Source organism: Kitasatospora sp. NPDC032150 (assembly GCF_055579945.1).
The window spans coordinates 160,904-185,552 of the sequence record NZ_JBVIMH010000004.1 but is presented as its reverse complement, the minus strand read 5'-3'; the positions used below and the strand labels follow the sequence as shown (position 1 = coordinate 185,552).

Annotated in this window: 34 protein-coding genes and 1 pseudogene; 3 read left to right on the top strand and 32 right to left on the bottom strand. The window is 68.8% G+C overall.

Features of this window, described 5'->3' with window-relative positions:
* Position 1: 1 nt before the first annotated feature.
* The 26 genes from rpmD to rfbB form a co-directional block, all read right to left on the bottom strand.
* Positions 2 to 184, bottom strand: coding sequence for a 50S ribosomal protein L30 (rpmD, locus tag ACZ5ON_RS07120; RefSeq protein ID WP_030055835.1), 183 nt, complete (start codon positions 182 to 184; stop codon positions 2 to 4).
* Positions 184 to 804: a 30S ribosomal protein S5 gene (gene rpsE / locus ACZ5ON_RS07115; protein ID WP_045305885.1), complete on the bottom strand. Its 621-nt coding sequence runs from the start codon at positions 802 to 804 to the stop codon at positions 184 to 186. The genes rpmD and rpsE overlap by 1 nt, the downstream gene beginning before the upstream one ends.
* A gap of 48 nt (positions 805 to 852) precedes the next feature.
* Entirely contained in the window at positions 853 to 1,236 is a 384-nt protein-coding gene (gene rplR, locus ACZ5ON_RS07110) for a 50S ribosomal protein L18 (protein ID WP_344634808.1), read from the bottom strand.
* 3 nt (positions 1,237 to 1,239) lie between these two features.
* Positions 1,240 to 1,779 (bottom strand): 50S ribosomal protein L6, encoded by a 540-nt coding sequence (gene rplF, locus ACZ5ON_RS07105; RefSeq protein WP_465586527.1) that lies wholly within the window; start codon positions 1,777 to 1,779, stop codon positions 1,240 to 1,242.
* Between the two features lie 22 nt (positions 1,780 to 1,801).
* The gene (gene rpsH, locus ACZ5ON_RS07100) at positions 1,802 to 2,209 is read right to left on the bottom strand and encodes a 30S ribosomal protein S8 (protein WP_465586524.1); all 408 of its coding nucleotides are present in this window, start codon (positions 2,207 to 2,209) and stop codon (positions 1,802 to 1,804) included.
* A 286-nt stretch (positions 2,210 to 2,495) separates the two neighbouring features.
* Positions 2,496 to 2,681 carry a type Z 30S ribosomal protein S14 gene (locus ACZ5ON_RS07095; RefSeq protein WP_344634811.1) on the bottom strand — a complete coding sequence of 62 codons (186 nt, stop codon included), beginning with the start codon at positions 2,679 to 2,681 and terminating at the stop codon, positions 2,496 to 2,498.
* 4 nt (positions 2,682 to 2,685) lie between these two features.
* Positions 2,686 to 3,255 (bottom strand): 50S ribosomal protein L5, encoded by a 570-nt coding sequence (rplE, locus tag ACZ5ON_RS07090; protein ID WP_030393302.1) that lies wholly within the window; start codon positions 3,253 to 3,255, stop codon positions 2,686 to 2,688.
* Positions 3,255 to 3,566 carry a 50S ribosomal protein L24 gene (rplX, locus tag ACZ5ON_RS07085; RefSeq protein WP_344635089.1) on the bottom strand — a complete coding sequence of 104 codons (312 nt, stop codon included), beginning with the start codon at positions 3,564 to 3,566 and terminating at the stop codon, positions 3,255 to 3,257. Before rplX ends, rplE begins: the two co-directional genes overlap by 1 nt.
* A gap of 15 nt (positions 3,567 to 3,581) precedes the next feature.
* Positions 3,582 to 3,953: a 50S ribosomal protein L14 gene (gene rplN, locus ACZ5ON_RS07080; protein WP_030232481.1), complete on the bottom strand. Its 372-nt coding sequence runs from the start codon at positions 3,951 to 3,953 to the stop codon at positions 3,582 to 3,584.
* A 100-nt stretch (positions 3,954 to 4,053) separates the two neighbouring features.
* The gene (gene rpsQ / locus ACZ5ON_RS07075) at positions 4,054 to 4,326 is read right to left on the bottom strand and encodes a 30S ribosomal protein S17 (protein ID WP_014136278.1); all 273 of its coding nucleotides are present in this window, start codon (positions 4,324 to 4,326) and stop codon (positions 4,054 to 4,056) included.
* Positions 4,326 to 4,550, bottom strand: a complete 225-nt coding sequence (rpmC, locus tag ACZ5ON_RS07070) for a 50S ribosomal protein L29 (protein ID WP_045305889.1) — start codon at positions 4,548 to 4,550, stop codon at positions 4,326 to 4,328. The genes rpsQ and rpmC overlap by 1 nt, the downstream gene beginning before the upstream one ends.
* The gene (gene rplP, locus ACZ5ON_RS07065; RefSeq protein WP_344634813.1) at positions 4,550 to 4,969 is read right to left on the bottom strand and encodes a 50S ribosomal protein L16; all 420 of its coding nucleotides are present in this window, start codon (positions 4,967 to 4,969) and stop codon (positions 4,550 to 4,552) included. The genes rpmC and rplP overlap by 1 nt, the downstream gene beginning before the upstream one ends.
* Positions 4,970 to 4,973: 4 nt before the next feature.
* Positions 4,974 to 5,795 (bottom strand): 30S ribosomal protein S3, encoded by an 822-nt coding sequence (rpsC, locus tag ACZ5ON_RS07060; RefSeq protein WP_344634814.1) that lies wholly within the window; start codon positions 5,793 to 5,795, stop codon positions 4,974 to 4,976.
* A complete protein-coding gene (gene rplV / locus ACZ5ON_RS07055; RefSeq protein ID WP_030232471.1) occupies positions 5,795 to 6,142 on the bottom strand; it encodes a 50S ribosomal protein L22 in 348 nt (115 codons plus the stop codon). The genes rpsC and rplV overlap by 1 nt, the downstream gene beginning before the upstream one ends.
* Before the next feature lie 69 nt (positions 6,143 to 6,211).
* The gene (gene rpsS, locus ACZ5ON_RS07050; RefSeq protein WP_110670521.1) at positions 6,212 to 6,493 is read right to left on the bottom strand and encodes a 30S ribosomal protein S19; all 282 of its coding nucleotides are present in this window, start codon (positions 6,491 to 6,493) and stop codon (positions 6,212 to 6,214) included.
* An 11-nt stretch (positions 6,494 to 6,504) separates the two neighbouring features.
* Positions 6,505 to 7,341: a 50S ribosomal protein L2 gene (rplB, locus tag ACZ5ON_RS07045; protein ID WP_344634815.1), complete on the bottom strand. Its 837-nt coding sequence runs from the start codon at positions 7,339 to 7,341 to the stop codon at positions 6,505 to 6,507.
* A 43-nt stretch (positions 7,342 to 7,384) separates the two neighbouring features.
* Positions 7,385 to 7,705, bottom strand: coding sequence for a 50S ribosomal protein L23 (gene rplW / locus ACZ5ON_RS07040; protein WP_436560209.1), 321 nt, complete (start codon positions 7,703 to 7,705; stop codon positions 7,385 to 7,387).
* Entirely contained in the window at positions 7,705 to 8,382 is a 678-nt protein-coding gene (gene rplD / locus ACZ5ON_RS07035; protein WP_344634817.1) for a 50S ribosomal protein L4, read from the bottom strand. The genes rplW and rplD overlap by 1 nt, the downstream gene beginning before the upstream one ends.
* A gap of 4 nt (positions 8,383 to 8,386) precedes the next feature.
* On the bottom strand, positions 8,387 to 9,034 hold the full coding sequence (gene rplC, locus ACZ5ON_RS07030; RefSeq protein ID WP_344634818.1) for a 50S ribosomal protein L3: 648 nt from the start codon (positions 9,032 to 9,034) through the stop codon (positions 8,387 to 8,389).
* A 14-nt stretch (positions 9,035 to 9,048) separates the two neighbouring features.
* Positions 9,049 to 9,357, bottom strand: a complete 309-nt coding sequence (rpsJ, locus tag ACZ5ON_RS07025; protein ID WP_012785157.1) for a 30S ribosomal protein S10 — start codon at positions 9,355 to 9,357, stop codon at positions 9,049 to 9,051.
* Between the two features lie 475 nt (positions 9,358 to 9,832).
* Positions 9,833 to 11,128: a hypothetical protein gene (locus ACZ5ON_RS07020; RefSeq protein WP_465586509.1), complete on the bottom strand. Its 1,296-nt coding sequence runs from the start codon at positions 11,126 to 11,128 to the stop codon at positions 9,833 to 9,835.
* Positions 11,129 to 11,185: 57 nt separating this feature from the next.
* The gene (locus ACZ5ON_RS07015) at positions 11,186 to 12,070 is read right to left on the bottom strand and encodes a glycosyltransferase family 2 protein (protein ID WP_465586505.1); all 885 of its coding nucleotides are present in this window, start codon (positions 12,068 to 12,070) and stop codon (positions 11,186 to 11,188) included.
* Complete coding sequence (locus ACZ5ON_RS07010) at positions 12,071 to 12,874, bottom strand: glycosyltransferase family 2 protein (protein WP_465586502.1); 804 nt, start codon at positions 12,872 to 12,874, stop codon at positions 12,071 to 12,073.
* Positions 12,871 to 13,290, bottom strand: a complete 420-nt coding sequence (locus tag ACZ5ON_RS07005) for a DUF2304 family protein (RefSeq protein WP_465586498.1) — start codon at positions 13,288 to 13,290, stop codon at positions 12,871 to 12,873. Before ACZ5ON_RS07005 ends, ACZ5ON_RS07010 begins: the two co-directional genes overlap by 4 nt.
* A gap of 170 nt (positions 13,291 to 13,460) precedes the next feature.
* The gene (gene rfbD, locus ACZ5ON_RS07000; RefSeq protein ID WP_465586495.1) at positions 13,461 to 14,324 is read right to left on the bottom strand and encodes a dTDP-4-dehydrorhamnose reductase; all 864 of its coding nucleotides are present in this window, start codon (positions 14,322 to 14,324) and stop codon (positions 13,461 to 13,463) included.
* A complete protein-coding gene (gene rfbB, locus ACZ5ON_RS06995) occupies positions 14,321 to 15,304 on the bottom strand; it encodes a dTDP-glucose 4,6-dehydratase (protein WP_465586492.1) in 984 nt (327 codons plus the stop codon). Before rfbB ends, rfbD begins: the two co-directional genes overlap by 4 nt.
* A 96-nt stretch (positions 15,305 to 15,400) precedes the next feature.
* Between rfbB and rfbA the strand changes: the two genes are divergently transcribed.
* Positions 15,401 to 16,276: a glucose-1-phosphate thymidylyltransferase RfbA gene (rfbA, locus tag ACZ5ON_RS06990; protein ID WP_465586489.1), complete on the top strand. Its 876-nt coding sequence runs from the start codon at positions 15,401 to 15,403 to the stop codon at positions 16,274 to 16,276.
* On the top strand, positions 16,273 to 16,863 hold the full coding sequence (gene rfbC, locus ACZ5ON_RS06985) for a dTDP-4-dehydrorhamnose 3,5-epimerase (RefSeq protein ID WP_465586483.1): 591 nt from the start codon (positions 16,273 to 16,275) through the stop codon (positions 16,861 to 16,863). The genes rfbA and rfbC overlap by 4 nt, the downstream gene beginning before the upstream one ends.
* A 101-nt stretch (positions 16,864 to 16,964) precedes the next feature.
* Here the strand turns inward: rfbC and tuf are convergent, their stop codons facing one another.
* The 5 genes from tuf to ACZ5ON_RS06960 all read right to left on the bottom strand — a co-directional run bounded on the left by tuf (position 16,965) and on the right by ACZ5ON_RS06960 (position 22,449).
* The gene (gene tuf / locus ACZ5ON_RS06980) at positions 16,965 to 18,158 is read right to left on the bottom strand and encodes an elongation factor Tu (protein ID WP_344634827.1); all 1,194 of its coding nucleotides are present in this window, start codon (positions 18,156 to 18,158) and stop codon (positions 16,965 to 16,967) included.
* A 234-nt stretch (positions 18,159 to 18,392) separates the two neighbouring features.
* Positions 18,393 to 20,498 carry an elongation factor G gene (fusA, locus tag ACZ5ON_RS06975; RefSeq protein WP_465586479.1) on the bottom strand — a complete coding sequence of 702 codons (2,106 nt, stop codon included), beginning with the start codon at positions 20,496 to 20,498 and terminating at the stop codon, positions 18,393 to 18,395.
* Positions 20,499 to 20,537: 39 nt separating this feature from the next.
* Entirely contained in the window at positions 20,538 to 21,008 is a 471-nt protein-coding gene (gene rpsG, locus ACZ5ON_RS06970) for a 30S ribosomal protein S7 (protein ID WP_344634829.1), read from the bottom strand.
* Between the two features lie 2 nt (positions 21,009 to 21,010).
* Positions 21,011 to 21,382: a 30S ribosomal protein S12 gene (rpsL, locus tag ACZ5ON_RS06965; protein WP_014144289.1), complete on the bottom strand. Its 372-nt coding sequence runs from the start codon at positions 21,380 to 21,382 to the stop codon at positions 21,011 to 21,013.
* A 395-nt stretch (positions 21,383 to 21,777) separates the two neighbouring features.
* Positions 21,778 to 22,449: a DUF1707 and DUF4190 domain-containing protein gene (locus tag ACZ5ON_RS06960; RefSeq protein WP_465586473.1), complete on the bottom strand. Its 672-nt coding sequence runs from the start codon at positions 22,447 to 22,449 to the stop codon at positions 21,778 to 21,780.
* A gap of 431 nt (positions 22,450 to 22,880) precedes the next feature.
* Here ACZ5ON_RS06960 and ACZ5ON_RS06955 point away from each other — a divergent pair, with 431 nt between their 5' ends.
* Positions 22,881 to 24,164: a DUF2786 domain-containing protein gene (locus ACZ5ON_RS06955; protein WP_465587142.1), complete on the top strand. Its 1,284-nt coding sequence runs from the start codon at positions 22,881 to 22,883 to the stop codon at positions 24,162 to 24,164.
* Between the two features lie 87 nt (positions 24,165 to 24,251).
* On the opposite strand, the pseudogene ACZ5ON_RS06950 reads toward ACZ5ON_RS06955, so the two are convergent.
* A pseudogene (locus ACZ5ON_RS06950) lies at positions 24,252 to 24,644 on the bottom strand (ADP-ribosylglycohydrolase family protein); the annotation flags it as partial.
* Positions 24,645 to 24,649 lie beyond the last annotated feature (5 nt).

Below are 24,649 nucleotides of genomic sequence, written 5' to 3'. Positions count from 1 at the left end.
ATCAGTCCACCTCCTCAACCGTCACCAGGTGACGGACCGTGTGGGCCATCCCGCGGATCTCGGGACGGTCCTCCTTCACCACGACGTCGTGCATCCGCTTGAGGCCAAGCGAGCGCAGGGTGTCACGGTGGTTCTGCTTGCTACCGATGTAGGACTTGGTCTGCGTGATCTTCAGGCGAGCCATCAGGCGCTCACCCCGGCAGCACGAGCCCGCAGCAGAGCGGCGGGAGCGACGTCCTCCAGCGGCAGGCCACGACGGGCGGCGATCTCCTCGGGGCGGACGAGGCCCTTCAGAGCAGCCACGGTGGCGTGCACGATGTTGATCGCGTTGTCCGAGCCGAGCGACTTCGACAGGATGTCGTGAACGCCGGCGCACTCCAGGACGGCACGCACCGGACCACCGGCGATAACACCGGTACCGGGCGACGCCGGCTTCAGCAGCACGACGCCGGCGGCCTTCTCGCCCTGGATGGGGTGCGGGATGGTGCCCTGGATGCGGGGAACCTTGAAGAAGTTCTTCTTGGCCTCCTCAACGCCCTTGGCGATGGCGGCCGGAACCTCCTTCGCCTTCCCGTAACCGACACCCACGGTGCCGTCACCGTCGCCCACCACGACCAGCGCGGTGAAGCTGAAGCGACGACCACCCTTGACAACCTTGGCGACACGGTTGATCGCGACGACGCGCTCGACGTAAGCGGTCTTCTCGACAACCTGGGCAGCGCCCCGGTCGTCACGCTTACGGTCACGCCGCTCGCCGCCGGTGCCGCCGCCGGCGCCGCTGCCGCGGCGCTGGGGTCCAGCCATTGGAATTACCTCTCTCGTTTACGTCCGTCGACAGAGCCGACGAGCGGCTTAGAAGTCGAGCCCGGCCTCACGGGCCGCGTCCGCCAGGGCGGCGATGCGGCCGGCGTACCGGTTGCCCGCGCGGTCGAAGACGACCGCCTCGATGCCGGCGGCCTTGGCGCGCTCGGCGACCAGGCTCCCGACCTTCTTGGCCAGCTCGGTCTTGTCGCCCTCGGTGCCCTTGATGGACACGTCGAGGGTGGACGCCGACGCCAGGGTGTGACCCTTGGCGTCGTCGATGACCTGGGCGACCATGTGGCGGTTCGAGCGCGTCACAACGAGGCGCGGACGCACCTCGGTGCCGACGACGCGCTTGCGAACGCGGATCGCGCGGCGCTTGCGAGCGGCGCTCTTGTAGGCGTTACCCTTGCCGATCTTGACAGAGACGCTCATCGCTTACTTACCACTCTTTCCGACCTTGCGGCGGATGACCTCGCCCGCGTACTTGACGCCCTTGGCCTTGTACGGGTCGGGCTTGCGCAGCTTGCGGATCTTGGCAGCGACCTCGCCGACCTTCTGCTTGTCGATACCGTCCACGTGGAACTTGGTGGGCGACTCGACGACGAAGGAGATGCCCTCCGGGGCCTCGACCAGGATCGGGTGGCTGTAGCCGAGCGAGAACTCCATGTTGGAGCCCTTCGCCGCGACACGGTAACCAACACCGCTGATCTCCAGCGACTTGCGGTAGCCCGCGGTCACGCCGGTGATCATGTTCGCCACCAGCGTGCGGGTCAGGCCGTGCAGGGCCTTCGACATACGCTCGTCGTTCGGGCGGGTGACGAGCAGAGTGCCGTCCTCGCCCTTGCCGATCTCGATCGGCGCGGCGACGACGTGGGTGAGGGAGCCCTTGGGGCCCTTCACCGAAACCGTCTGGCCATCGATGGTGACGTCCACGCCGGCGGGAACCGAGATGGGCAGCCGTCCAATGCGCGACATTGCTGTACCTCCGTTTCCCGAATTACCAGACGTAGGCGAGAACTTCTCCGCCTACGCCCTTCTTGGCAGCCTGCTTGTCGGTCAGGAGGCCGGACGACGTGGAGATGATCGCCACGCCCAGGCCGCCGAGAACCTTCGGCAGGTTGGTGGACTTTGCGTAAACACGCAGACCCGGCTTGCTGATGCGCTTGATGCCGGCGATGGAGCGCTCACGGTTGGGGCCGAACTTGAGCTCGATGGTCAGCTTCTTGCCGACCTCGCCCTCCGCGGGCTCCTCAACCTTGTAGGAGGAGATGTAACCCTCCTGCTGCAGGATCTCGGCGACGTGCGCCTTGATCTTGCTCGACGGCATCACGACCGAGTCGTGGTACGCCGAGTTCGCGTTACGCAGACGCGTGAGCATGTCTGCGATCGGGTCGGTCATGGTCATGGTGGCCTCAGGCCTCTCTCGCCGTGGTTTCTCCGCACCAGGTCCCCCTCCCGCACTCGGTGGGAGTGCGGGAGGGGCACAAGCGCAGGGGACCTGCGACGTAGTAAGACTGGGTTGCGAGCCCTCACAAGAGAGCCGCGAGCATCCATGGGGAATGCCGCGGCAGGGGGCCCGACCCCACCACCTTACGGGATCCCGAGGCGGGAGCCCAAACTCCCCCGGAAGGGAGAAGGGATGGGGCCGGGCACCTCTGCTTCGCCTAATGCCCAGAGCTAACGGCAGTTGATTACCAGGAGCTCTTGGTCACGCCCGGCAGCTCGCCGCGGTGGGCCATCTCACGGAGGCACACACGGCACAGGCCGAACTTGCGGTACACCGAGTGCGGGCGGCCGCAGCGCTGGCAGCGGGTGTAGGCCCGGACAGCGAACTTCGGCTTGCGCTCGGACTTAGCGATCAGGGACTTCTTCGCCATTGGCTCACGCCTCCTTGAACGGGAAGCCCAGAGCGCGCAGCAGCGCCCGGCCCTCGTCGTCGGTCTGAGCGGTGGTCACGACGGTGATGTCCATACCGCGCTGACGGTCGACCTTGTCCTGGTCGATCTCGTGGAACATAACCTGCTCGGTCAGACCGAAGGTGTAGTTGCCACGGCCGTCGAACTGCTTGGGGGAGAGACCACGGAAGTCACGGATACGCGGCAGAGCCAGCGAAACCAGACGGTCCAGGAACTCCCACATGCGGTCACCACGGAGGGTGACGTGGGTGCCGATCGGCTGGCCCTCGCGCAGCTTGAACTGCGCGATGGACTTGCGAGCCTTGGTCACGGCCGGCTTCTGACCGGTGATCGCGGTCAGGTCGCGGATCGCGCCCTCGATCAGCTTGCTGTCACGGGCAGCCTCGCCGACACCCATGTTGACCACGACCTTGACCAGGCCGGGGGTCAGCATGACGTTCTCGTACGAGAACTGCTCCTGCAGCTGACCCTTGATCTCGGAGTTGTAACGCTCCTTGAGACGCGGGGTCACCTTCTCAACAGTCGTCTCAGACATCAGATGTCCTCACCGGTTCGCTTGGCAACACGGATCTTGTTGCCCTCGTCGTCGAAGCGGTACCCAACACGGGTGACGACCTTCTTGCCGTCCTTCTCCACGACCAGCTGGACGTTGGAGACGTGCACCGGGGCCTCGACGGTGACGATGCCACCCTGAGTGCCCGGGCCCGGCTTGGTGTGCTTCTTGACCCGGTTCACACCCTCGACCAGGACCTTCTGCTCAGCCGGCATGGCCTTGATGACCTTGCCCTGCTTGCCCTTGTCCTTGCCGGTGATGACCTGAACCAGGTCACCCTTCTTGATCTTCATGCTGTTCGCCATGGGTTAGAGCACCTCCGGCGCCAGCGAGATGATCTTCATGAACTTCTTGTCACGCAGCTCGCGGCCCACGGGGCCGAAGATGCGGGTACCACGGGGGTCACCCTCGGTGTTCTTGAGGACGACGGCGGCGTTCTCGTCGAACCGGATGTAGGAACCGTCCGGACGACGGCGCTCCTTCACGGTGCGGACGACGACGCACTTGACGACGTCACCCTTCTTCACCGAACCACCGGGGATCGCGTCCTTGACGGTCGCGACGATGACGTCCCCGATACCGGCGTAGCGGCGACCGGAGCCACCGAGAACGCGGATGCAGAGGATCTCCTTGGCACCCGTGTTGTCGGCGACACGCAGTCGCGACTCCTGCTGGATCACAGTTACTCCTGATCGTCAACGAGAGTTGACGGGCCGGCCGCTGCTCACACCGGCGTCCCTGGGGACCCGTTGCACATACGGCCGTACCGCATCGACTTCGTTACTTGGCCTTCTCGAGGATCTCGACGACGCGCCAGCGCTTCGTCGCGGACAGCGGGCGGGTCTCCATCAGGAGGACCCGGTCGCCCACGCCGCACGCGTTCTGCTCGTCGTGCGCCTTCAGCTTGTTCGTACGGCGGATGACCTTGCCGTACAGAGCGTGCTTGACGCGGTCCTCGACGGCGACGACGACGGTCTTGTCCATCTTGTCGCTGACGACGAGACCCTCACGGGTCTTGCGGAAACCGCGCGTCTCGTTGGTGTTCTCAGTCATCAGGCGTTCTCCACCGTCTCGATGCCCAGCTCGCGCTCGCGCATCAGGGTGTAGATCCGCGCGATGTCCTTACGGACGAGCTTGAGCCGTCCGTGGTTGTCGAGCTGCCCGGTCGCCGCCTGGAAGCGGAGGTTGAACAGCTCCTCCTTGGCCTCGCGCAGCTTGGCAACGAGGGCCTCGTTGTCCAGCTCGCGCAGCTCAGCAGCCTTGGTGCCGGCCGACATCAGCTCTCACCGTCCTCGCGCCGGACGATCCGGCACTTCATCGGCAGCTTGTGCGCGGCGCGGGTGAGCGCCTCGCGAGCCACCTTCTCGTTCGGGTACGACAGCTCGAACATGACCCGACCCGGGTGCACGTTCGCGATCCACCACTCCGGCGAACCCTTACCGGAACCCATGCGGGTCTCGGCCGGCTTCTTGGTGAGCGGGCGGTCCGGGTAGATGTTGATCCAGACCTTGCCACCACGACGGATGTGACGGGTGATCGCGATACGAGCGGACTCGATCTGACGGTTCGTCACGTACGCCGGGGTCACGGCCTGGATGCCGTACTGGCCGAACGCCAGCTCGGTGCCACCCTTGGCGGCGCCACCACGCTTGGGGTGGTGCTGCTTGCGGTGCTTGACCCTACGAGGGATCAGCATGGGGTCAGGCCTCCGTTCCGGTGTTCTCGGCAGCCGGCGCCTCGGTCACCTGGGCCGGAGCCTCGGTGGCGGCGGGACGACGACCGCGGCCACCGCGCTCGCCACCACGGCGCTCGCCACCGCGGGCGGGACGACCACCCTCGGGACGGGCCGGGCGGTTGCCCGAGCGGGCAGCGGCGTTCTCAGCGCGGACCTCGGCGATGTTCTTGACGTCGCCCTTGTAGATCCAGACCTTCACGCCGATACGGCCGAAGGTGGTCTTGGCCTCGAAGAAGCCGTAGTCGACGTTCGCACGCAGGGTGTGCAGCGGCACGCGACCCTCGCGGTAGAACTCCGAACGGCTCATCTCGGCGCCGCCGAGACGACCGGAGCACTGGACCTTGATGCCCTTGGCGCCGGACTTCATGGTGCCCTGCATCGACTTGCGCATGGCACGACGGAAGGAGACGCGGGAGGACAGCTGCTCCGCGACGCCCTGAGCCACGAGCTGGGCGTCCAGCTCGGGGTTCTTGACCTCGAGGATGTTCAGCTGGACCTGCTTGCCGGTCAGCTTCTCGAGGTCGCCGCGGATGCGGTCGGCCTCGGTGCCACGGCGACCGATGACGATGCCGGGGCGGGCGGTGTGGATGTCAACGCGGACGCGGTCGCGGGTGCGCTCGATCTCGACCTTGGAGATGCCGGCGCGCTCCATGCCCTTCGTCATCATGCGACGAATGGCGACGTCTTCCTTGACGTAGTCCTTGTACAGCTTGTCGGCGTACCAGCGGGACTTGAAGTCCGTGCTGATGCCGAGGCGGAACCCGTGCGGGTTAACCTTCTGGCCCATTACCGGGTCCCTTCCTTGCTGCTGACGACCACGGTGATGTGGCTGGTCCGCTTGCGGATCCGGTAGGCACGGCCCTGGGCGCGCGGACGGAACCGCTTCAGGGTCGGGCCCTCGTCAACGTACGCCTCAGAGATGTAGAGGTCGTCCACGTTGGAGTGGTTGTAGTTGTGCGCGGCGTTGGCGATGGCGCTGTCCAGCACCTTGCCGACCGGCACGGTGGCGGCCTGCGGAGCGAAACGCAGGACGGCCTGGGCCTCCGTGGCGTTCAGGCCACGGATGAGGTCCACCACGCGGCGGGCCTTCATGGGCGTGACGCGGATGTACCGCGCCTGGGCCCTGGCTTCCATGGTTGTCCCCTTAATGGAGTAAGTCACTTAGTCGTTCTGGCGCTCAAGCTCGAAGCTTGAAGTGTCGGACTAGCGACGCTTCGACTTGCGGTCTTCCTTCACGTGCCCCTTGAAGGTGCGCGTGGGAGCGAACTCGCCGAGCTTGTGGCCGACCATCGACTCGGTGACGAACACCGGGACGTGCTTGCGGCCATCGTGAACCGCGATCGTGTGACCGAGCATGCTCGGGGAGATCACGGAACGACGGGACCAGGTCTTGATGACGTTCTGGGTACCGGCTTCGTTCTGAGCGTCCACCTTCTTGATGAGGTGGCCGTCGATGAAGGGGCCCTTCTTAAGACTGCGCGGCATCTGACCTGCTCCTAGCGCTTCTTGTTGGTCTTGCGGCGGCGCACGATGAGAGCGTCCGACGCCTTCTTCGGGCGACGGGTACGACCCTCCTTCTGGCCCCACGGCGAGACCGGGTGGCGACCACCAGAGGTCTTACCCTCACCACCACCGTGCGGGTGGTCGATCGGGTTCATGGCGACACCACGCACGGTCGGGCGGACGCCCTTCCAGCGCATACGGCCGGCCTTGCCCCAGTTGATGTTCGACTGCTCGGCGTTGCCGACCTCGCCGACGGTGGCGCGGCAGCGCGCGTCGACCAGGCGGATCTCACCGGAGGGCATGCGCAGGTGCGCCATGCGACCCTCACGGGCGAGCAGCTGGATGCCGGAACCGGCGGAGCGGGCCATCTTGGCACCGCCACCGGGACGCAGCTCCACCGCGTGGATGGTGGTACCGACCGGGATGTTGCGCAGCGGCAGGTTGTTGCCGGGCTTGATGTCGGCAGCCGGACCGTTCTCGATCCGGTCGCCCTGAGCAACACCGCGCGGGGCGATGATGTAGCGCTTCTCGCCGTCCGCGTAGTGCAGGAGCGCGATGCGCGCGGTGCGGTTCGGGTCGTACTCGATGTGAGCGACCTTCGCCGGCACGCCGTCCTTGTCGTGACGACGGAAGTCGATCACGCGGTAGGCGCGCTTGTGACCGCCACCCTGGTGGCGAACGGTGACACGACCGGTGTTGTTACGGCCGCCCTTGCTGTGCAGCGGGCGAACCAGCGACTTCTCCGGAGTGGACCGCGTGATTTCGACAAAGTCGGCCACGCTGGAGCCACGACGGCCCGGCGTAGTCGGCTTGTACTTGCGGATGCCCATTGGCTTCTCTCGTCCTCGTCCTTATCGACGATCACGTTCTCCGTCAGGCGGAGACCGGACCACCGAAGATGTCGATGCGGTTGCCCTCGGCCAGGGTCACGATGGCGCGCTTGGTGTCCTTGCGCTTGCCGAAACCGGTGCGCGAGCGCTTGCGCTTGCCCTGCCGGTTGATCGTGTTGACCGCCTCGACCTTGACCGAGAAGACCGCCTCGACGGCCTGCTTGATCTGGGTCTTGTTGGCGCCCGGCGACACGATGAACGTGTACTTGTTCTCGTCGAGGAGCGCGTAGCTCTTCTCGGAGATGACCGGCTTCACCAGGACGTCACGGGGGTCCGTGAACGTCTTGCTCGTAACGTCGCTCATCAGGCGGCGCTCCCTTCGAGCTCGCCCTCAGCGGCAACGGCCTTGGCGGACGCGGCCGGACCGGCCACGAAGCGCTCGAAGGCGGCCTGGGTGAAGACCACATCGTCGGAGACGAGCACGTCGTAGGTGTTCAGCTGACCGGCGTCCAGGATGTGGACGTTCGGCAGGTTGCGAGCGGACTTGAGGCCCAGCTCGTCCTCGCGCTCGACGACCAGGAGGACGTTCTTGCGCTCGGTGATCTTGCCGAACAGGCCCTTGGCGGCCTTGGTCGACGGCGCCTCGGTCGCGGTCACGGCGGTGATCACGTGGATGCGCTCGTGGCGGGCCCGGTCGGTGAGCGCACCGCGCAGAGCGGCGGCGATCATCTTCTTCGGGGTCCGCTGCGAGTAGTCACGCGGCACGGGACCGTGCACGACGCCACCACCGGCGAACTGCGGCGCGCGGGTCGAGCCCTGACGGGCGCGGCCGGTGCCCTTCTGGCGGTACGGCTTCTTGCCGCCACCACGGACCTCGCCACGGTTCTTGACCTTGTGAGTGCCCTGACGGGCCGCAGCGAGCTGCGCCACGACGACCTGGTGCATCAGCGGAACGCTGACCTTGGCGTCGAAGATCTCGGCGGGCAGCTCGATGCTGCCGGCCTTGTCGCCGTTCGGCGACAGGATGTCAATGGTGCTCATTTCCTCACAGCCCCTTCGCCGCGGTGCGGACGAGGACGAGGCCGCCGTTCGGACCCGGGATTGCGCCCTTGATGAGCAGCAGGCCCTTCTCCGCGTCGACCGCGTGCACGGTCAGGTTCTGGGTGGTCACACGCTCGTGGCCCATCCGACCAGCCATGCGCAGGCCCTTGAACACGCGGCCCGGGGTGGCGCAGCCACCGATGGAACCGGGCGAGCGGTGCTTGCGCTGGGTGCCGTGACCGGCGCCGAGGCCCTTGAAGTTGTGACGCTTCATGACACCGGCGAAGCCCTTGCCCTTGGAGGTGCCGGTCACGTCGACCTTGACACCCGCCTCGAACAGCTCAGCGGTGATCTCCTGGCCCAGGGTGTACTCGGAGGCGTCCGAGGTACGCAGCTCGACCAGGTGGCGGCGCGGGGTGACACCGGCCTTGGCGAAGTGGCCCGCGAGGGGCTTGTTCACCTTGCGGGGGTCGATCTCGCCGAAGCCGATCTGGACGGCGTCGTAGCCGGCCGGGCTGTCGGCGGTGTGGACCTGGGTCACGACATTCGGCCCGGCCTTGACGACGGTCACCGGGACAACCCGGTTGTTCTCGTCCCAGACCTGGGTCATGCCGAGCTTCTCGCCCAGGATGCCCTTAATCTGCTTAGCCATCTTCGGTGCGCCTCTCAGAGCTTGATCTCGATGTCGACGCCGGCCGGCAGGTCGAGACGCATCAGCGAGTCAACCGTCTTCGGCGTGGGGTCGAGGATGTCGATCAGACGCTTGTGAGTACGCATCTCGAAGTGCTCGCGCGAGTCCTTGTACTTGTGCGGCGAGCGGATGACGCAGTACACGTTCTTCTCAGTGGGCAGCGGCACCGGGCCCGCGACCTGCGCACCAGTACGGATCACCGTCTCGACGATCTTCTTCGCCGAGGAGTCGATGACCTCGTGGTCGTAGGCCTTGAGCCGGATGCGGATCTTCTGTCCCGCCATGGCTACTCAGTAGTCCTTCTGTCGTCTGCTGCTTCCACGACCGGATTCGTCCAGGTGGACTGGTCCGGCGACGCCTCTGGATGGTTACTCTCTCCGACCCACGCGGTCGGGCGTGTCGCCCCTCCGCTTGCAAAAAACCGGACAAGATGCTCTCTCGTTCGGATTTTCGCTCTCGATCGGTGAGGTCTTGCACCCACCAGGCGCCGGGTCGAGGCCCCGCCCACGCTTCCCGGAAGATTCCCGTACTTTCGCCCCGCAGCTGCCGCGGTGTCGCTTACACACCACTGCATTCACATACCGCACGTGAACACATGAACGGCCATCACGGGAACGACGAGTACATGGGACTCGCTTCCAGTCCTCCCGGCGGGAGGCGCGCAGCATCGGCACTCAACCGAGCAACTTGGACATACTGCCACAGGAGTGCACCGGAACGCCAATCGGGCCCGGAAGAGTACCCAGGCGGCACCGGCTGTCAAACCGCGTCGAGCGTCCGGGGGGCCTCACCGGCCCGCTCCGACGCCCCGGGCCGGCGCAGCAGGCCCAGCAGCATCCCGGCGACGGTGGCGGCCGTCCCGGCGGCGTACGCCAGGCAGACCAGGGTGGCCAGCCCGCCCGGGAGCACGGTGACGGCGACCAGGACGGCGGTGCCCAGGGTCCAGCAGGCGAGCTGGACGCGGTGCCGGTGCAGCACGATCAGGCCCTGGCCGAGCACCATCGCCAGCAGGTAGCAGAACGTGCCCAGCACCAGCCAGAGGAAATCCGCCCTGGTCAGCACGGGCGGGGCGGCGAACAGCAGCCGGATCAGCCAGGGGCCGAGCGCGAGCGCGGGCAGGCCCAGGGCGAGCGAGAGCAGGGCGACCGCCAGGGCGGCCCGGCGCAGCAGCGCGGTGAAGGCGGCGTGCCGCCCCTGCGCGGCGCAGGAGGCCAGCCCGGAGAGCAGGGAGGCCTGCAGCGCACCGAAGACGAAGATCGGGACCCGGGCCAGCACCAGGGCGCTGAGCAGGGCGGCGATCAGGTCGACGTCGGCCGCGTCCAGCAGCTGCACGCTGACCACCGCGGCGCTGACCATCCACTGCGCGAGCAGCGTCGAGCAGATCAACAGGCCGAGGCCGCCCAGGAGTCGGGACCAGTCGATCGGCGGCCCCGGCCGGGCCGCGCGGACGGTGACCGGCAGGGTCGCGAGCAGGGCGAGCAGCGGCGCGGCAGTCAGGACCAGGCTGAACGCGAGCGCGGAGTGCGGCCCGGCGAGGGCGAGGCCGAGGGCGAGCAGCACTCTCAGCGCCCCGTCGAGGCCGAGCTGGGTCCCGTACGCACCGAAGCGGCCGAGGCCGGCCAGGACGCCCCTGGTCAGGTAGCAGCAGGCCATCGCGGCGAAGGCGGCGCCGAGGGCGGCGAGCAGGGCACGGTCGCCGTGGAAGAGCAGGCCGGCCAGCGGCCGGGCGGCGGCGGCCATCAGACCGAGCACGGGGACGAGTACACCGGTGGTGAGCAGCGCGGCGCGGCGCAGCACCGGCCCCGCGCCCTGCCCGCGCACCGCGCGGGCGGCGACGATCCGGGTGAGCTCCTGCTCGATCGGGAAGAACAGGCCGATGCCGACCGTCATGAGAATGGTCCAGAGCACCGAGACGCCTGCCATGTCCCGGGTGGGCAGGCTGTGCCCGGCGAGGGCGAGGTGCAGGTAGGAAGCCCCGCCGAGCACCACCGTGCCGACGGCCACGGCCTGGGTTCCCGGCGGCAGCGCGCCGCGCAGCGCGACAGCCCGACTCATCCGCAACTCCACCGCAACTCCCTTGCTGTCAGCGGCTGTCGAGCAGATCCCGAACCGTCACCGGAAGGCGTGTCGGAGCAGCGCCGCCGCCCCCGGAGCGCCGGCGTGGCGGGTGGCGGCGGGAAGCAGGGTGAGGGCGTGCAGGCGGGAGGAGAGGTGGCGGCGGGAGACCCGGGCGGCGTGCGGCCAGCCGAAGGCGGTGAGCCGGTCGGCGGTCTCCCGGAAGAAGCGCTTGGCCTCCTCGAAGCGGCACCCGGTGTAGGCGGTGGCCGAGGACTCGCTGGCCGCGTGCCGCCGGTACTTGAAGCAGACCTCCGGGGTGACGGCCAGGCCCTCCCCCGCCACCAACAGGTCGATCACCAGCGCGAGGTCCTGGATCACCCCGAGGTCGGGGCGGAAGCCGAAGCGCCGCACGGCCTCGGTCCGCCAGCAGACGGACGGGAAGTAGAGCCAGTTGCCGCGCAGCAGGCTGACGGCCAGCCGCTCACCTGCGAGCAGGGCGCACTCGGGCCCCCTGGGGGCGTACAGCAGGCGCTTGGTGCGGTCGGCGAGGGTGTCGTACGGGAGTCCGTCGCCGCCGATCACCTGGACGCCCGGCTGGATCATCGCGGCCCCGGGCTGCCGCTCGGCGGCCCGGCGGATGACGGAGAGGTAGTCGGCGTGCATCAGGTCGTCGCTGCCCATCAGCACCAGGTACTCGTACTCGGCCAGCTCGACGCAGCGGTTGAAGTTGCCGGTGACGCCGAGGTTCCGCTCGTTCCGGTAGTACCGGACCCGGGGGTCGGCGAGGCGTTCGAACCACCCGGGGACATCCGGCTCCCGGCCGTCGTCCACCACGGTGAGCCGCCAGTCGTCGCCGTCCTGGGCGAGCACGCTGCGGACGGCGTCCTGCATCAGGGCGACGTCGCCGTAGTAGGGCAGGGTGATCTCGAAGCGCGGCACTCAGCCCTCCGTGGCCAGCGAACGGCGGGCCGACTGTTCCGCCAGGTAGGCCTCGTAGGCCGGGGAGCCGGGCGCCAGCTCCCTGAGCTCGGCGGGCATCCGCCGGATCACCGCGAGCAGCAGCACCAGACCCGCGCGGACCAGGTAGATCATCGCCTTCACCGGCGAAGCGCTCGGCCGTCCGGCGGTACGGGCCCGCATGGCCACCGGCACCTGGCAGACCGCGAAGCCGCAGCGGGCCGCGCCGACCAGGCTCTCCACGGTGTCGCCGAGGTACTCCACGGGGTACCAGCGCGCGAAGAACTCGATCATCGGTCGGTTGCAGGCGCGGAATCCGGAGGTGGTGTCGGTGAGACGGGTGCGGGTGAGCCTGGAGAGGATCAGCGAGAGCAGTGCCATCGCCCACCGCCTCGGGCCGTGCACCCGGTACTCGCCCTCGCCGCAGAACCGGGCGCCGATCACCAGGTCGGCCTCGTCGAGCCGGGCCAGCAGGGCGGGGACGTAGGACGGGTCGTGCTGGCCGTCCGCGTCCACCTGGACCGCGACGTCGTAGCCGTGCTCGCGGGCGTACCGGTAGCCGAGCCGCATCGCGCCGCCGACGCCGAGGTTGAACGGCAGCCGGGCGACCGCCGAGCCGGCCGCGGCGGCGACCTCGGCGGTCCGGTCGGTGGAGCCGTCGTCCACCACCAGGGTTTCCGCGTAGGGCAGTTGCTGCTTGATCTCGCCCAGCACGGCCAAGAGCGCGTCGGCCTCGTTCCAGGCCGGGAGGATGACCAGGACGCGCCGGCCGTCGGGGGTGGTCATCGGGTGTCCCCCTCACCGGAGGGCCCGGGGAGCCCGGGGAGCCCGGGGAGCCCGGGGATCTCGGGGATCTCGGTGAGCCCGGGGATCTCGGTGAGCCGGGAGCGGATCAGCGCGATGTCCTCGGCCAGCGTGCGGGTCCTGGCCTCCAACCGGCTGGCCTCCCAGCTGAGGTGGAGACTGACCAACAGCACCAGGACGAACCCGGCGAACAGCACCAGGCTCACCCCCGAGGCCACCCCGACACTGCGGGCGGTGGAGTCCAGCAGCGACGGGAAGAAGCCGAGCGGGGCCACCACCAGGCCGATGCAGAGCCAGATCGCCGCGTACTTCTCGCGCAGCTGCTGCCTGCGGAGGAGCTCCAGGATGTAGGCCAGCACCACGATGCCGGTGATCGAGGTGAGGGTCGAGAGTTGCACAGCCGTTGACGCCTTCCGTGGCCAGGGTGGTCCCTGCCAGGAGAACGGCGGCCGTCCCCGCGGGGTGACGCGGCGAACGGGTGAAACCGCCGGGAGCCCCGCGGAGGCACCCCGGTCCTTCGCAGTGGGCTCCCCGGGCCCCGGAGCCAACCCCTGAGCCAGCCCCCGGGCTAGCCCCTGAACGCCCCGAAGGCCGACCGCTCCATCGCCTCGGCCAGCGAGTCGCGCCAGTGCGGCAGCGGGGGCAGGCCGGCCCCGGACCAGCGGGCGTGACCGAGGACGCTGTAGCCCGGCCGGGCGGCCGGGCGGCGGAACGCGGCCGAGTCCGTCGGACGCACTCGCCCGGGATCCAGCCCGGCCAGTTCGAACGCGGCGCGCGCCAGCTCGAACCAGCTGGCCCGCCCCGAGGCGGTGCCGTGGTAAATCCCGGGCGGAGCGCTCCGTGAGCGCCCCAACTCGGCCAGCCGAAGTGCGAGTTGGTAGGACCAGGTGGGCTGCCCGTACTGGTCGTCGACCACCTGGACGGTCTCCTGCCGGGCGGCCAGCGAGAGCATCGTGGCGACGAAGTTCCGCCCGTGCTCCCCGTACAGCCAGGCGGTCCGCACGATGTACCCGGCCTCGGGCAGCAGTCGGGCGACCGCGTGCTCCCCCGCCAGCTTGCTGCGCCCGTACGCGTTGAGCGGCCCGGTCGCCGCGTCCTCGGCGTACGGCTGCGAGGCGTCACCCGGCAGCACGTAGTCCGTCGACACCTGCAGCAGCCTCGCCCCGGTCTCCGCGCAAGCCCGGGCCAGATGCCCGACCGCCGTACCGTTCACGGCGGTTGCCGCGTCCTCCGCGCCCTCGGCGCCGTCCACGTCCGTCCACGCGGCGCAGTTGACCACCACGTCGTGCTCGGCCACCGCGGCCCGGACCGCCTCGGCGTCGGTGATGTCGAGCGCGGCCCGGTCGGCCGCGGTGACCTGCTCCCCGGACAGCACGTCCAGCAGATCCCGGCCGAGCATCCCGCCCGCGCCGGTCACCAACCAGCGGGTCACGCCGTCACCGCGGGCCCCAGGCCCGCCTTGAGCGGCTCCCACCAGGCCCGGTTCTCCCGGTACCAGTCGATGGTCGCGGCCAGCCCGTCGGCGAAGGAGACCTGCGGCTCGTACCCCAGCTCAGCACGGATCTTGCTGATGTCCAGTGAGTAGCGCAGGTCGTGCCCCTTGCGGTCGGGCACCCGCTCGACCATGTCCCAGCCGCAGCCGACCGCCTCCAGCAGCAGGCCGGTCAGCTCCTTGTTGGTGACCTCGGTGCCGCCACCGATGTTGTAGACCTCGCCCGCCCGACCGCCGCGCAGGACCAGGTCGATGCCCCGGCAGTGGTCCGAAACGTGCAGCCAGTCACGGATGTTGGCGCCGTCGCCGTACAGCGGCACCTTCTGACCGTCGATCAGATTGGTGGTGAACAGCGGGATGACCTTCTCCGGGAACTGGTAGTGCCCGTAGTTGTTGGAGCAGCGGGTGACCACCACGTCCATGCCGTGGGTGCGGTGGTAGGCCAGCGCCAGCAGGTCACTGCCCGCCTTCGAGGCGGAATAGGGGGAGTTGGGGGCCAGCGGCCACTCCTCCGTCCAGGAGCCTTGGAGGATCGAGCCGTAGACCTCGTCGGTGGAGACGTGCACGAAACGGGCCACGCCGTGCTTGTGGGCGGCGTCCAGCAGTACTTGAGTTCCCGTCACATTGGTCCGCACGAACGGGCCGGCACCGGCGATCGACCGGTCCACATGGGACTCGGCGGCGAAGTGCACCACCGCGTCATGACCCGGCATCACCGAATCGACCAGCTCGGGGTCGCAGATGTCGCCCCTGACGAAGGTGTAGCCCGGGTGGCCGGCGACCGGGGCCAGATTGGCCTCCACGCCCGAGTAGGTGAGCTTGTCCAGGACGGTGATCCTGGCCCCGCCGTCCGCGCCGAGCTGCGACCGGACGAACTCCGAACCGATGAACCCGGCACCGCCGGTTACGAGGATGCGCATAGTGCGTGCAGCTTACCTCCCGGTACTGAGCGGCCCGAGGAAGATCGGCGAAATCAAGCCGGGACTCTTCGGCCCCGAACGCATAACCTGCCTCACATGCGAGGAATTCTCCTGGCGGGGGGCACCGGCTCACGGCTGTGGCCGCTCACCCGCGCGGTTTCGAAACAACTCCTGCCGGTGTTCGACAAGCCGATGATCTACTACCCGCTCTCCACCCTGGTGATGGCGGGGATCACCGAGATACTGATCGTCACCACCCCGCAGGACCAGGCCCAGTTCCGCCGACTGCTCGGCGACGGCTCCCAGTTCGGACTGAGACTGGAGTACGCAGTCCAGGAGCGCCCGGAGGGGATCGCCCAGGCCTTCGTCCTGGGTGCGGAGTTCATCGGCGACGAGTCGGTGGCCCTGATCCTGGGCGACAACATCTTTCACGGCACCGGGCTCGGCACCCGGCTGGCCGACCACACCGACCTCACCGGCGGGCTGGTCTTCGCCTACCCGGTCGCCGACCCGCGCGCCTACGGCGTGATCGAGTTCGACCAGGACGGGCAGGCGATCTCCATCGAGGAGAAGCCCGAGTTCCCCAAGTCCCGCTACGCCGTGCCAGGACTGTACTTCTACGACAACCGGGTGGTGGAGATCGCCCGGGGCCTGCACCCCAGCGCCCGCGGCGAGTTGGAGATCACCGCGGTCAACGAGGCCTATCTCAAGGCCGGCGAACTGCACGTCACCAAGCTCGACCGGGGCACCGCCTGGCTGGACACCGGCACCTTCGTCTCGCTGATGCAGGCCTCCGACTTCGTCCAGGTGATCGAGGAACGCCAGGGCATGAAGGTCGGCTGCCTGGAGGAGACCGCCTGGCGCGCCGGACTGATCGACGACGACCAGCTCCGCGCGCTGGCCGAGCCACTGCTCAAGAGCGGGTACGGCCAGTACCTGCTCGATCTGCTCGACGAGGAGAACTCCCAGTGAAATTCCGCGAGTTGGCCATCGAAGGCGCCTTCGAGGTCACTCCGCAGCTGCACGGCGACCCACGCGGCCTGTTCACCGAGTGGTACCGCTTCGACCGGCTGGCCGAGGTGGTCGGGCACCCGCTGCGGCTCGCCCAGGCCAACCTCTCGGTCTCGGCCCGCGGGGTGGTGCGCGGCGTCCACTTCGCCGACGTGCCGCCGGGGCAGGCCAAGTACGTGACCTGCGTCCGGGGCGCGGTGCTGGACGTGGTGGTGGACCTGCGGGTCGGCTCCCCCACCTTCGGCCGGTGGGAGGGGGTGCGGCTGGACGACGTGGACCGCCGCGCCGTCTACCTCTCCGAGGGACTCGGCCACGGCTTCTGTGCGCTGACCGACGACGCCACGCTCAGCTACCTCTGCTCCGAGACCTACAACCCGACCGGCGAGCACGGCGTCCATCCGCTCGACCCCGAGCTGGCGATCGAGTGGCCGGCCGAGGCGCCGCAGCTCTCCGCCAAGGACGAGACCGCGCCCGGCCTCGCCGAGGCGCTGGCGAGCGGGCTGCTCCCCTCGTACGAGCAGTGCAGGGCCTACACCCGAAGCCTCTAGAGCAGGCCCCGGGGGAAAGCGAGAGGGCCCTCCCCGTCCTGACGGACGGGGAGGGCCCTCTCGTGTGAGCCTGCGGTGCAGAGCTCAGGTCAGAGCATCAATTACTTGATGATCTTGGTGACCTGGCCGGCGCCGACGGTGCGGCCACCCTCGCGGATGGCGAACTTGAGGCCCTCCTCCATGGCGATCGGCTGGATCAGCTGAACCGTCATGGCGGTGTTGTCGCCCGGCATGACCATCTCGGTGCCCTCGGGGAGGGTCACAACGCCGGTCACGTCCGTGGTACGGAAGTAGAACTGCGGGCGGTAGTTGTTGAAGAACGGGGTGTGGCGGCCACCCTCGTCCTTCGACAGGATGTAGGCCTGGGCCTCGAACTCGGTGTGCGGGGTGACCGAACCCGGCTTGATGATGACCTGGCCGCGCTCGACGTCCTCGCGCTTGATGCCACGGAGCAGCAGACCGACGTTCTCACCGGCCTGGCCCTCGTCGAGCAGCTTGCGGAACATCTCGATGCCGGTGACCGTGGTGGTGGTCTTGGCTTCCTTGATGCCGATGATGTCGACGGTCTCGTTGACCTTCAGGACACCACGCTCGATGCGGCCGGTGACGACGGTGCCACGACCGGTGATCGTGAAGACGTCCTCGATCGGCATCAGGAAGGGCTGGTCGACGGCGCGCTCCGGCTCCGGGATGTTCTCGTCGACAGCCTTCATCAGGCCGAGGAGCTTCTCGCCCCACTCCTTGTCGCCCTCCAGCGCCTTCAGCGCGGAGACGCGGACGACCGGCAGGTCGTCGCCCGGGAACTCGTACTCGGAGAGCAGCTCGCGGACCTCGAGCTCGACGAGCTCCAGGATCTCCTCGTCGTCGACCATGTCGGCCTTGTTCAGGGCGACGACGATGTAGGGGACGCCGACCTGGCGGGCCAGGAGGACGTGCTCCTTGGTCTGCGGCATCGGGCCGTCGGTGGCGGCGACGACGAGGATCGCACCGTCCATCTGGGCCGCACCGGTGATCATGTTCTTGATGTAGTCCGCGTGACCCGGGCAGTCAACGTGGGCGTAGTGACGCGCCTCGGTCTGGTACTCGACGTGCGCGATCGAGATGGTGATACCGCGCTGACGCTCCTCCGGCGCCTTGTCGATCTGGTCGAACGGCGTGAAGGGGTTGATCTCCGGGTACGCGTCGTGCAGCACCTTGGTGATGGCCGCGGTCAGCGTGGTCTTGCCGTGGTCGATGTGACCGATGGTGCCGATGTTGACGTGCGGCTTCGTCCGCTCGAACTTCGCCTTCGCCACTTCAGTCCTCCTGAGGACAGTTCTGTACGCCGTACGACGTCAGTTGGTCTGGATTGGGTTTGGGAACGGGGCGCTGGTCGCGCCCCATGCCGTCCCGCGGGTGGGGTGCCGGAGGGCCTGGAGGGATCCGGGTAGATCCCTCCAGGTTTGCCTCCTAATAGCCTAAGGGGTCTGATTCATCCCGAAAGACGGGACCAGTCGGACCTTTGGCAGGGACTCGGCTCGTGCCGGTCCTTACTCGCCCTTGGCCTTGGCGATGATGTCGTCCGCCACGTTCCGCGGAACCTCGGCGTACGAGTCGAACTGCATCGAGTAGCTTGCGCGACCAGAGGTCTTGCTGCGCAGGTCACCGACGTAGCCGAACATCTCGGACAGCGGAACCAGCGCCGAAACGACGCGGGCACCGTGACGCTCGTCCATGGACCGGATCTGGCCACGACGAGAGTTGATGTCGCCGATCACGTCGCCCATGGACTCTTCGGGGGTGGTGACCTCGACGGCCATCATCGGCTCGAGCAGAACCGGGCTGGCCTTCTTGGCACCTTCCTTGAACGCCATGGAACCGGCGATCTTGAACGCGAGCTCGGAGGAGTCGACGTCGTGCGAGGCACCGTCGAGCAGGATCACGCGGACACCCTGGAGCGGGTAGCCGGCGAGAACACCGAACTCCATGGCCTCCTGGCAGCCGGCGTCGACCGAGGGGATGTACTCCTTCGGCACGCGGCCACCGGTGACCTTGTTCACGAACTCGTAGCCGTCAGCGGCCTCCAGCGGCTCGATCGCGATCTGGATCTTCGCGAACTGGCCGGAACCACCGGTCTGCTTCTTGTGCGTGTAGTCGATCCGCTCGACGGCCTTGCGGATCGTCTCGCGGTACGCGACCTGCGGCTTGCCGACGTTGGCCTCGACCTTGAACTCACGCTTCATACGGTCGACCAGCACCTCGAGGTGCAGCTCGCCCATACCCGCGATGATGGTCTGGCCGGTCTCCTCGTCCGTGTTGACCTGGAAGGACGGGTCCTCCTCGGCGAGACGCTGGATGGCGACACCCAGCTTCTCCTGGTCACCCTTGGACTTGGGCTCGATGGCGACGCGGATGACCGGGGCCGGGAAGTCCATGGACTCCAGGATGACCGGCTGCTTCTCGTCGGACAGCGTCTCACCGGTGGTGGTCTGCTTCAGGCCCATCACGGCGATGATGTCGCCGGCGCCCACCGAGTCGATCTCCTCACGCTTGTTCGCGTGCATGCGGTAGATCTTGCCGATGCGCTCCTTCTTGCCCTTGACCGAGTTCAGCACCGAGGTGCCGGACTCCAGGCGGCCCGAGTACACCCGGACGAAGGTGAGCTTGCCCAGGTGCGGGTCGGACATGATCTTGAACGCGAGCGCGGAGAGCGGCTCGTCGTCAGAGGCCTGACGGACGATCTTCTCGTCGGGGTTGCCCGGCTTGCTGCCCTCGATGCCCTCGATGTCGAGCGGCGACGGCAGGAACTTCACGACCGCGTCGAGCAGGGGCTGGACGCCCTTGTTCTTGAACGCGGAGCCGCAGAAGACCGGGGTGAAGTCCGAGTTCAGCGTGCCCTTGCGGATCGCGGCGATCAGCAGCTCCTCGGGGATGTCCTCGCCCTCGAGGGCGAGCTCCATCACCTCGTCGCTGATGTTCGACACGGTGTCGATCAGCGCCTCGCGGTACTCGGCGGCCTGCTCGGCCAGCTCGGCCGGGATGTCGACGACGTCGTACATCTCGCCCTTGGTGGCCTCGGGCGACCAGACCAGAGCCTTCATCTTCACCAGGTCGACGACACCGATGAAGTCGGACTCGGCACCGATCGGCAGCTGCATGACCAGCGGGGTCGCGCCGAGGCGGTCCTTGATGGTCTGCACGCAGAAGAAGAAGTTCGCGCCCGTGCGGTCCAGCTTGTTGACGAAGCAGATACGCGGGACGCCGTAGCGGTCAGCCTGCCGCCACACGGTCTCGGACTGGGGCTCGACACCGGCGACACCGTCGAAAACCGTCACGCCACCGTCGAGAACGCGCAGCGAACGCTCCACCTCGACGGTGAAGTCGACGTGGCCCGGGGTGTCGATGATGTTGATGGTGTGGTCGCTGTCGTCCAGCGTCCAGTGGCAGGTCGTCGCGGCCGACGTGATCGTGATGCCGCGCTCCTGCTCCTGCTCCATCCAGTCCATGGTGGCAGCGCCATCGTGGACCTCACCGATCTTGTACGAGACGCCGGTGTAGAACAGGATCCGCTCGGTGGTGGTGGTCTTGCCCGCGTCGATGTGCGCCATGATCCCGATGTTGCGGACCTTGGCGAGGTCAAGGGAGGTTGCAGCCATGGTGGCTCGTTCTCTCTCTGTCTAGTGACGGGGTACGGACTACCAGCGGTAGTGCGCGAAGGCCTTGTTGGACTCGGCCATCTTGTGGGTGTCCTCGCGACGCTTGACCGAGGCGCCCAGACCGTTGCTGGCGTCCAGGATCTCGTTCAGCAGACGCTCGGTCATGGTCTTCTCGCGACGGGCGCGCGAGTAGCCGACCAGCCAGCGCAGCGCCAGGGTGTTGGCGCGGCCCGGGCGGACCTCGACCGGCACCTGGTAGGTGGCGCCACCGACACGGCGGGACTTGACCTCGAGGGTCGGCTTGACGTTCTCCAGAGCGCGCTTCAGCGCGACCACCGGGTCGGCACCGGTCTTCTCGCGGACGCCCTCGAGGGCGCCGTACACGATCCGCTCGGCGGTGGAGCGCTTGCCGTGCAGCAGGATCTTGTTGACCAGCGAGGTCACCAGCGGGGAGCCGTAAACCGGGTCGACGATGACCGGGCGCTTCGGGGCGGGGCCCTTACGAGGCATTCTTACTTCTCCTTCTTGGCGCCGTAGCGGCTGCGGGCCTGCTTGCGGTTCTTGACACCCTGGGTGTCGAGGGAACCGCGGATGATCTTGTAGCGGACACCAGGAAGGTCCTTCACACGTCCACCGCGGACCAGCACGATGGAGTGCTCCTGCAGGTTGTGGCCCTCGCCCGGGATGTAAGCGGTGACCTCGATCCCGCTGGTGAGGCGCACACGGGCGACCTTACGGAGAGCCGAGTTCGGCTTCTTCGGGGTGGTCGTGTACACACGCGTGCAGACACCGCGGCGCTGAGGGGAGCCCTTCAGTGCGGGAGTCTTGTTCTTCTCGACCTTGTCCTGCCGGCCCTTTCGGACCAGCTGCTGGATCGTAGGCACCGTTTCTCCGTTTTCTGTGTGCCAAGGCTGCGTCAAACTAACCTGCGGTGATCCCAACCCGCCGACCCACGCGGTCGGGCGTGTTGAGCCTCTTTGATGGAGGAATCGCGGAATCCCATGATGCTGATGTGCAGCGACGGCGCTCGCGCGAACAGAGCGTGTTGCGACGCTCCCGTGTCGGCGCGGCGGCCGGTGTGCATGCACGCACAAGGACCCGGGGACACCCCAGGCACAGGGTCAGAGCGTACCTAGCGCATCGGCGCCGGTCAAAACAAATGCAACGCCGCAGCTCAGCCCTGAACGGGCCGATACGCCCGCTCGGCGTAACCTGGCTCTGCCGTCATACCACAGATGGGCGAAAGCCGCGAGCCGCCGCGCACGGCGACCTCTCGGACCTAGTGAGGGCCGCTCGAGCCGCTGCTCGCGGCGACCAGGATCGCGAGGATCATCGCCAGCCAGCCGGCCGTCACCAACCAGCCGAGCACCAGGCCGACCGTGGCCATCCCGTCGCCCTGCTCACCGCGGCGGCGCAGCTGCGCCCGGGCGACATGGCCGGTCACCACGGCCGGGACCGCGGTCGTCCCGATGGTCGGGATGGCGAGCAGCCCGAGCACCATCGAGGTGACCGCCAGCGGGTTGGCGCGCGGCTTGGGCGGTACCAGGTTCGGCGGTGCCAGGAAGGTGGGCGGCACGGCGGGGCCGGAGACCTGCGCCGGGGCCACGAACGGCCCGGACGGCAGGTCGGCCACCAGTCGGCTCAGCTCCCCGTACGTCTTCGCCCGGTTCGCCCCCTCGAAGCGCTGCGCGTACTCCTCGGCGTCCAGCCGCCCCTCCGCGTAGGCCGCCTTCAGCACGTCCACCGTGCGCTCGCGGTCGGTGTGCGCGGCACGCATCGCGGCCTGCGCGGTGCGCGCGGCCTGCGGTGCGTCCGGATACCCGGCGGGTGCGGGCGGTACGGCGGGCTGCCAGCCGTGGGAGAGCCCGGACGGGGGCCCGGCCGGCAAGGGCCGCTGCCCGGCGAAGGGCCCGTCGGCCGACTGCTCCATCTGCCACGGCTCCCCGGCCATCCGGCCACCTCCCGACACCCGGCGCGCTGTCACCGCGCGCTGCTCCGTCACTGAGCCAGACGAACCAGAGCGCGTACTAGTTGCCGATCTGTGGGCCCAATGTGGAGGAGGGTCGCGGAATGCCACTCATTCGGCCTAGAAACGCCCGATTCGCAGGCTCTCTGGGCCAGTTGCCCCGAAAGTGAGGGGCTGAACGGCACCCACCGGCATGCGCAAGGAGACCGTCGCCGGCCTCCGTCTGGCCGGGCCCCAGCTGCTCGCCCGCCTCCCGGAGATCCTCGCCACCGCCATCGAGCGCTGAGCACCCGCCGGAGTCCCGGGGCACGTGGCCCGCTCCGCCCCGCCGGCGGTCCGGCATCATGGGTCGGAGGTTCGGACTAGACGGAGGCAGGGACACCGTGGGCAGGCGCAAGGGCGAGCGGGGTCCCGGCATGGACGGCCTGGTGGAGCAGGCGGCCCACCAGGTGATCGGCGCCCCCGAGGAGGGGCTCGATCTGGCGCTGGACACCGGGGCCTCGCTGCTGGCGGCTTCGGCCGAGCACTGGCCCGAGGTCAGCCGGGCGGTACTGGTGTTCGCGGAGCGTACGGTCGCACGGGCCTGGGCCGGCGGCTGGCGTCCGGCGGATCTGGCCCGGGTGGTGCGGCGCCGGCTCGGCCCGGTGCACCAGGCGCTGGCGGTGGACCTGATCTCCGCCGAGGGGCGCCGGCACCCGGCCGCCACCCTGGACCGCCGTTGGCAGGAGCAGCTGCGCGAGCTGTCCACCGAAGTCTGGTGGGAGGAGGACGACCGCTTCCTGGCCGACTTCGCCCAGCACCACCGGCTGGACCGGTTCGCCCTGGCCACGGCCGTGCTGGAGCTGCTGCGGACCTGGAGCCACCTGCCGCCGATCGCGCCGGTCGGGCCCGTCCCGGGTGCCGAGCCGCAGCGAGGGGTCGGGGCGGGGCGGGATGAGCCGAGGATGCTCTCGCGGATCCGGGCGCTGCTGGCGAAGGCGGAGTCCACGGACTACCCCGAGGAGGCCGAGGCGCTGACCGCCAAGGCGCAGCAGCTGATGGCCCAGCACAGCATCGACGAGGCCCTGCTGGCGGCCGCGCGCCCGGCCGAGCACGCCCCGGCGGCGCTGCGGATCGGGGTGGACAACCCCTACGAGGGCCCCAAGACGATGCTGCTGGACGCCGTCGCGGCGGCGAACCGGTGCCGGGTGGTGTGGGCCAAGGAGTTCGGCTTCTGCACCGTCGTCGGCTTCGATCCGGACCTGGACTCGGTCGAGCTGCTGTACACCTCGCTCCTGGTGCAAGCGACCTCCGCCATGCAGCCCCGCCAGACCGGCCGCTCCCGCCACCCGGGCACGGCAGACGGCGGCCGGCGCCCGGAGAGCGCCTCCCGTACGAAGTCCTTCCGGCAGTCGTTCCTGGTCGCGTACGCCGCCCGGATCCGGGAGCGGCTGACGGCCGCGACCGAGCGGACCACCAACGACGCGGCCGCCGGCCGGCACCTGCGCGAGGACGGCAGCTGCGAGCAGCTGGTGCCGGACGAGCGGCTGCTGCCCGCACTCGCAGCTCGCGAGGAGGCGGTGGACGACACGGTGGGCCGGATGTTCCCCAAGCTGACCTCCCAGCGGGTACGGGTCAGCGACGGCGAGGGCTGGGCGGCCGGCCGCGCCGCCGCCGACCGCGCCTCGCTGCACGGCCGCGCGGGTGCCATCCCGCGCTGAGCCGCCACCTGGGCGCGGCCGGCCCGGCGGCTGCCGACCGGAGGCCCGTGCCCCGGCCCGCCTCGGCCGGGGCGGGCCAGGAGCGGGTCAGCAGCGGTCCCAGAGCGCCCCGAGGGCGAGCAGCTCGTCGCGGTACTCGATGCGCTCGGTCCACTCCGACGGCCAGGCCGGATCACCGTGGCGGGCACCGGCGAAGGCGCCGGTGAGACAGGCGATGGAGTCCGAGTCACCGGAGCTGTAGGCGGCCCGGCGGACTGCGACCACCGGGTCGTCGGGGAGGAGCAGGAAGCACAACAGGCCGGTGGCGAAGGCCTCTTCGGCGATCCAGCCCTCACCCGTGATCTCGCACGGATCGGTGTCGTACGACGGCCGGGCCAGCGCGGCGTCGAGGCGGTCGAGGACGAACAGGCACTCGTCCCAGCCGCGCGCCGTGAAGTGCTCCGGCGTGGGGTCATGGGCCAGCGCGGCGAGGTCGCCGAGCCCGA

Bases quoted from the DNA above. Each gene is read 5' to 3' on its own strand.
- rpmD (WP_030055835.1), bottom strand. From the start codon at position 184: ATGGCTCGCCTGAAGATCACGCAGACCAAGTCCTACATCGGTAGCAAG.
- rpsE (WP_045305885.1), bottom strand. From the start codon at position 804: ATGGCTGGACCCCAGCGCCGCGGCAGCGGCGCCGGCGGCGGCACCGGC.
- rplR (WP_344634808.1), bottom strand. From the start codon at position 1,236: ATGAGCGTCTCTGTCAAGATCGGCAAGGGTAACGCCTACAAGAGCGCC.
- rplF (WP_465586527.1), bottom strand. From the start codon at position 1,779: ATGTCGCGCATTGGACGGCTGCCCATCTCGGTTCCCGCCGGCGTGGAC.
- rpsH (WP_465586524.1), bottom strand. From the start codon at position 2,209: ATGACCATGACCGACCCGATCGCAGACATGCTCACGCGTCTGCGTAAC.
- ACZ5ON_RS07095 (WP_344634811.1), bottom strand. From the start codon at position 2,681: ATGGCGAAGAAGTCCCTGATCGCTAAGTCCGAGCGCAAGCCGAAGTTC.
- rplE (WP_030393302.1), bottom strand. From the start codon at position 3,255: ATGTCTGAGACGACTGTTGAGAAGGTGACCCCGCGTCTCAAGGAGCGT.
- rplX (WP_344635089.1), bottom strand. From the start codon at position 3,566: ATGAAGATCAAGAAGGGTGACCTGGTTCAGGTCATCACCGGCAAGGAC.
- rpsQ (WP_014136278.1), bottom strand. From the start codon at position 4,326: ATGACTGAGAACACCAACGAGACGCGCGGTTTCCGCAAGACCCGTGAG.
- rpmC (WP_045305889.1), bottom strand. From the start codon at position 4,550: ATGTCGGCCGGCACCAAGGCTGCTGAGCTGCGCGAGCTGGACAACGAG.
- rplP (WP_344634813.1), bottom strand. From the start codon at position 4,969: ATGCTGATCCCTCGTAGGGTCAAGCACCGCAAGCAGCACCACCCCAAG.
- rpsC (WP_344634814.1), bottom strand. From the start codon at position 5,795: ATGGGCCAGAAGGTTAACCCGCACGGGTTCCGCCTCGGCATCAGCACG.
- rplV (WP_030232471.1), bottom strand. From the start codon at position 6,142: ATGGAAGCCAGGGCCCAGGCGCGGTACATCCGCGTCACGCCCATGAAG.
- rpsS (WP_110670521.1), bottom strand. From the start codon at position 6,493: ATGCCGCGCAGTCTTAAGAAGGGCCCCTTCATCGACGGCCACCTCATC.
- rplB (WP_344634815.1), bottom strand. From the start codon at position 7,341: ATGGGCATCCGCAAGTACAAGCCGACTACGCCGGGCCGTCGTGGCTCC.
- rplW (WP_436560209.1), bottom strand. From the start codon at position 7,705: ATGAGCGACGTTACGAGCAAGACGTTCACGGACCCCCGTGACGTCCTG.
- rplD (WP_344634817.1), bottom strand. From the start codon at position 8,382: ATGAGCACCATTGACATCCTGTCGCCGAACGGCGACAAGGCCGGCAGC.
- rplC (WP_344634818.1), bottom strand. From the start codon at position 9,034: ATGGCTAAGCAGATTAAGGGCATCCTGGGCGAGAAGCTCGGCATGACC.
- rpsJ (WP_012785157.1), bottom strand. From the start codon at position 9,357: ATGGCGGGACAGAAGATCCGCATCCGGCTCAAGGCCTACGACCACGAG.
- ACZ5ON_RS07020 (WP_465586509.1), bottom strand. From the start codon at position 11,128: ATGAGTCGGGCTGTCGCGCTGCGCGGCGCGCTGCCGCCGGGAACCCAG.
- ACZ5ON_RS07010 (WP_465586502.1), bottom strand. From the start codon at position 12,874: ATGACCACCCCCGACGGCCGGCGCGTCCTGGTCATCCTCCCGGCCTGG.
- rfbB (WP_465586492.1), bottom strand. From the start codon at position 15,304: ATGCGCATCCTCGTAACCGGCGGTGCCGGGTTCATCGGTTCGGAGTTC.
- rfbA (WP_465586489.1), top strand. From the start codon at position 15,401: ATGCGAGGAATTCTCCTGGCGGGGGGCACCGGCTCACGGCTGTGGCCG.
- fusA (WP_465586479.1), bottom strand. From the start codon at position 20,498: ATGGCTGCAACCTCCCTTGACCTCGCCAAGGTCCGCAACATCGGGATC.
- rpsG (WP_344634829.1), bottom strand. From the start codon at position 21,008: ATGCCTCGTAAGGGCCCCGCCCCGAAGCGCCCGGTCATCGTCGACCCG.
- ACZ5ON_RS06960 (WP_465586473.1), bottom strand. From the start codon at position 22,449: ATGGCCGGGGAGCCGTGGCAGATGGAGCAGTCGGCCGACGGGCCCTTC.
- ACZ5ON_RS06955 (WP_465587142.1), top strand. From the start codon at position 22,881: ATGGACGGCCTGGTGGAGCAGGCGGCCCACCAGGTGATCGGCGCCCCC.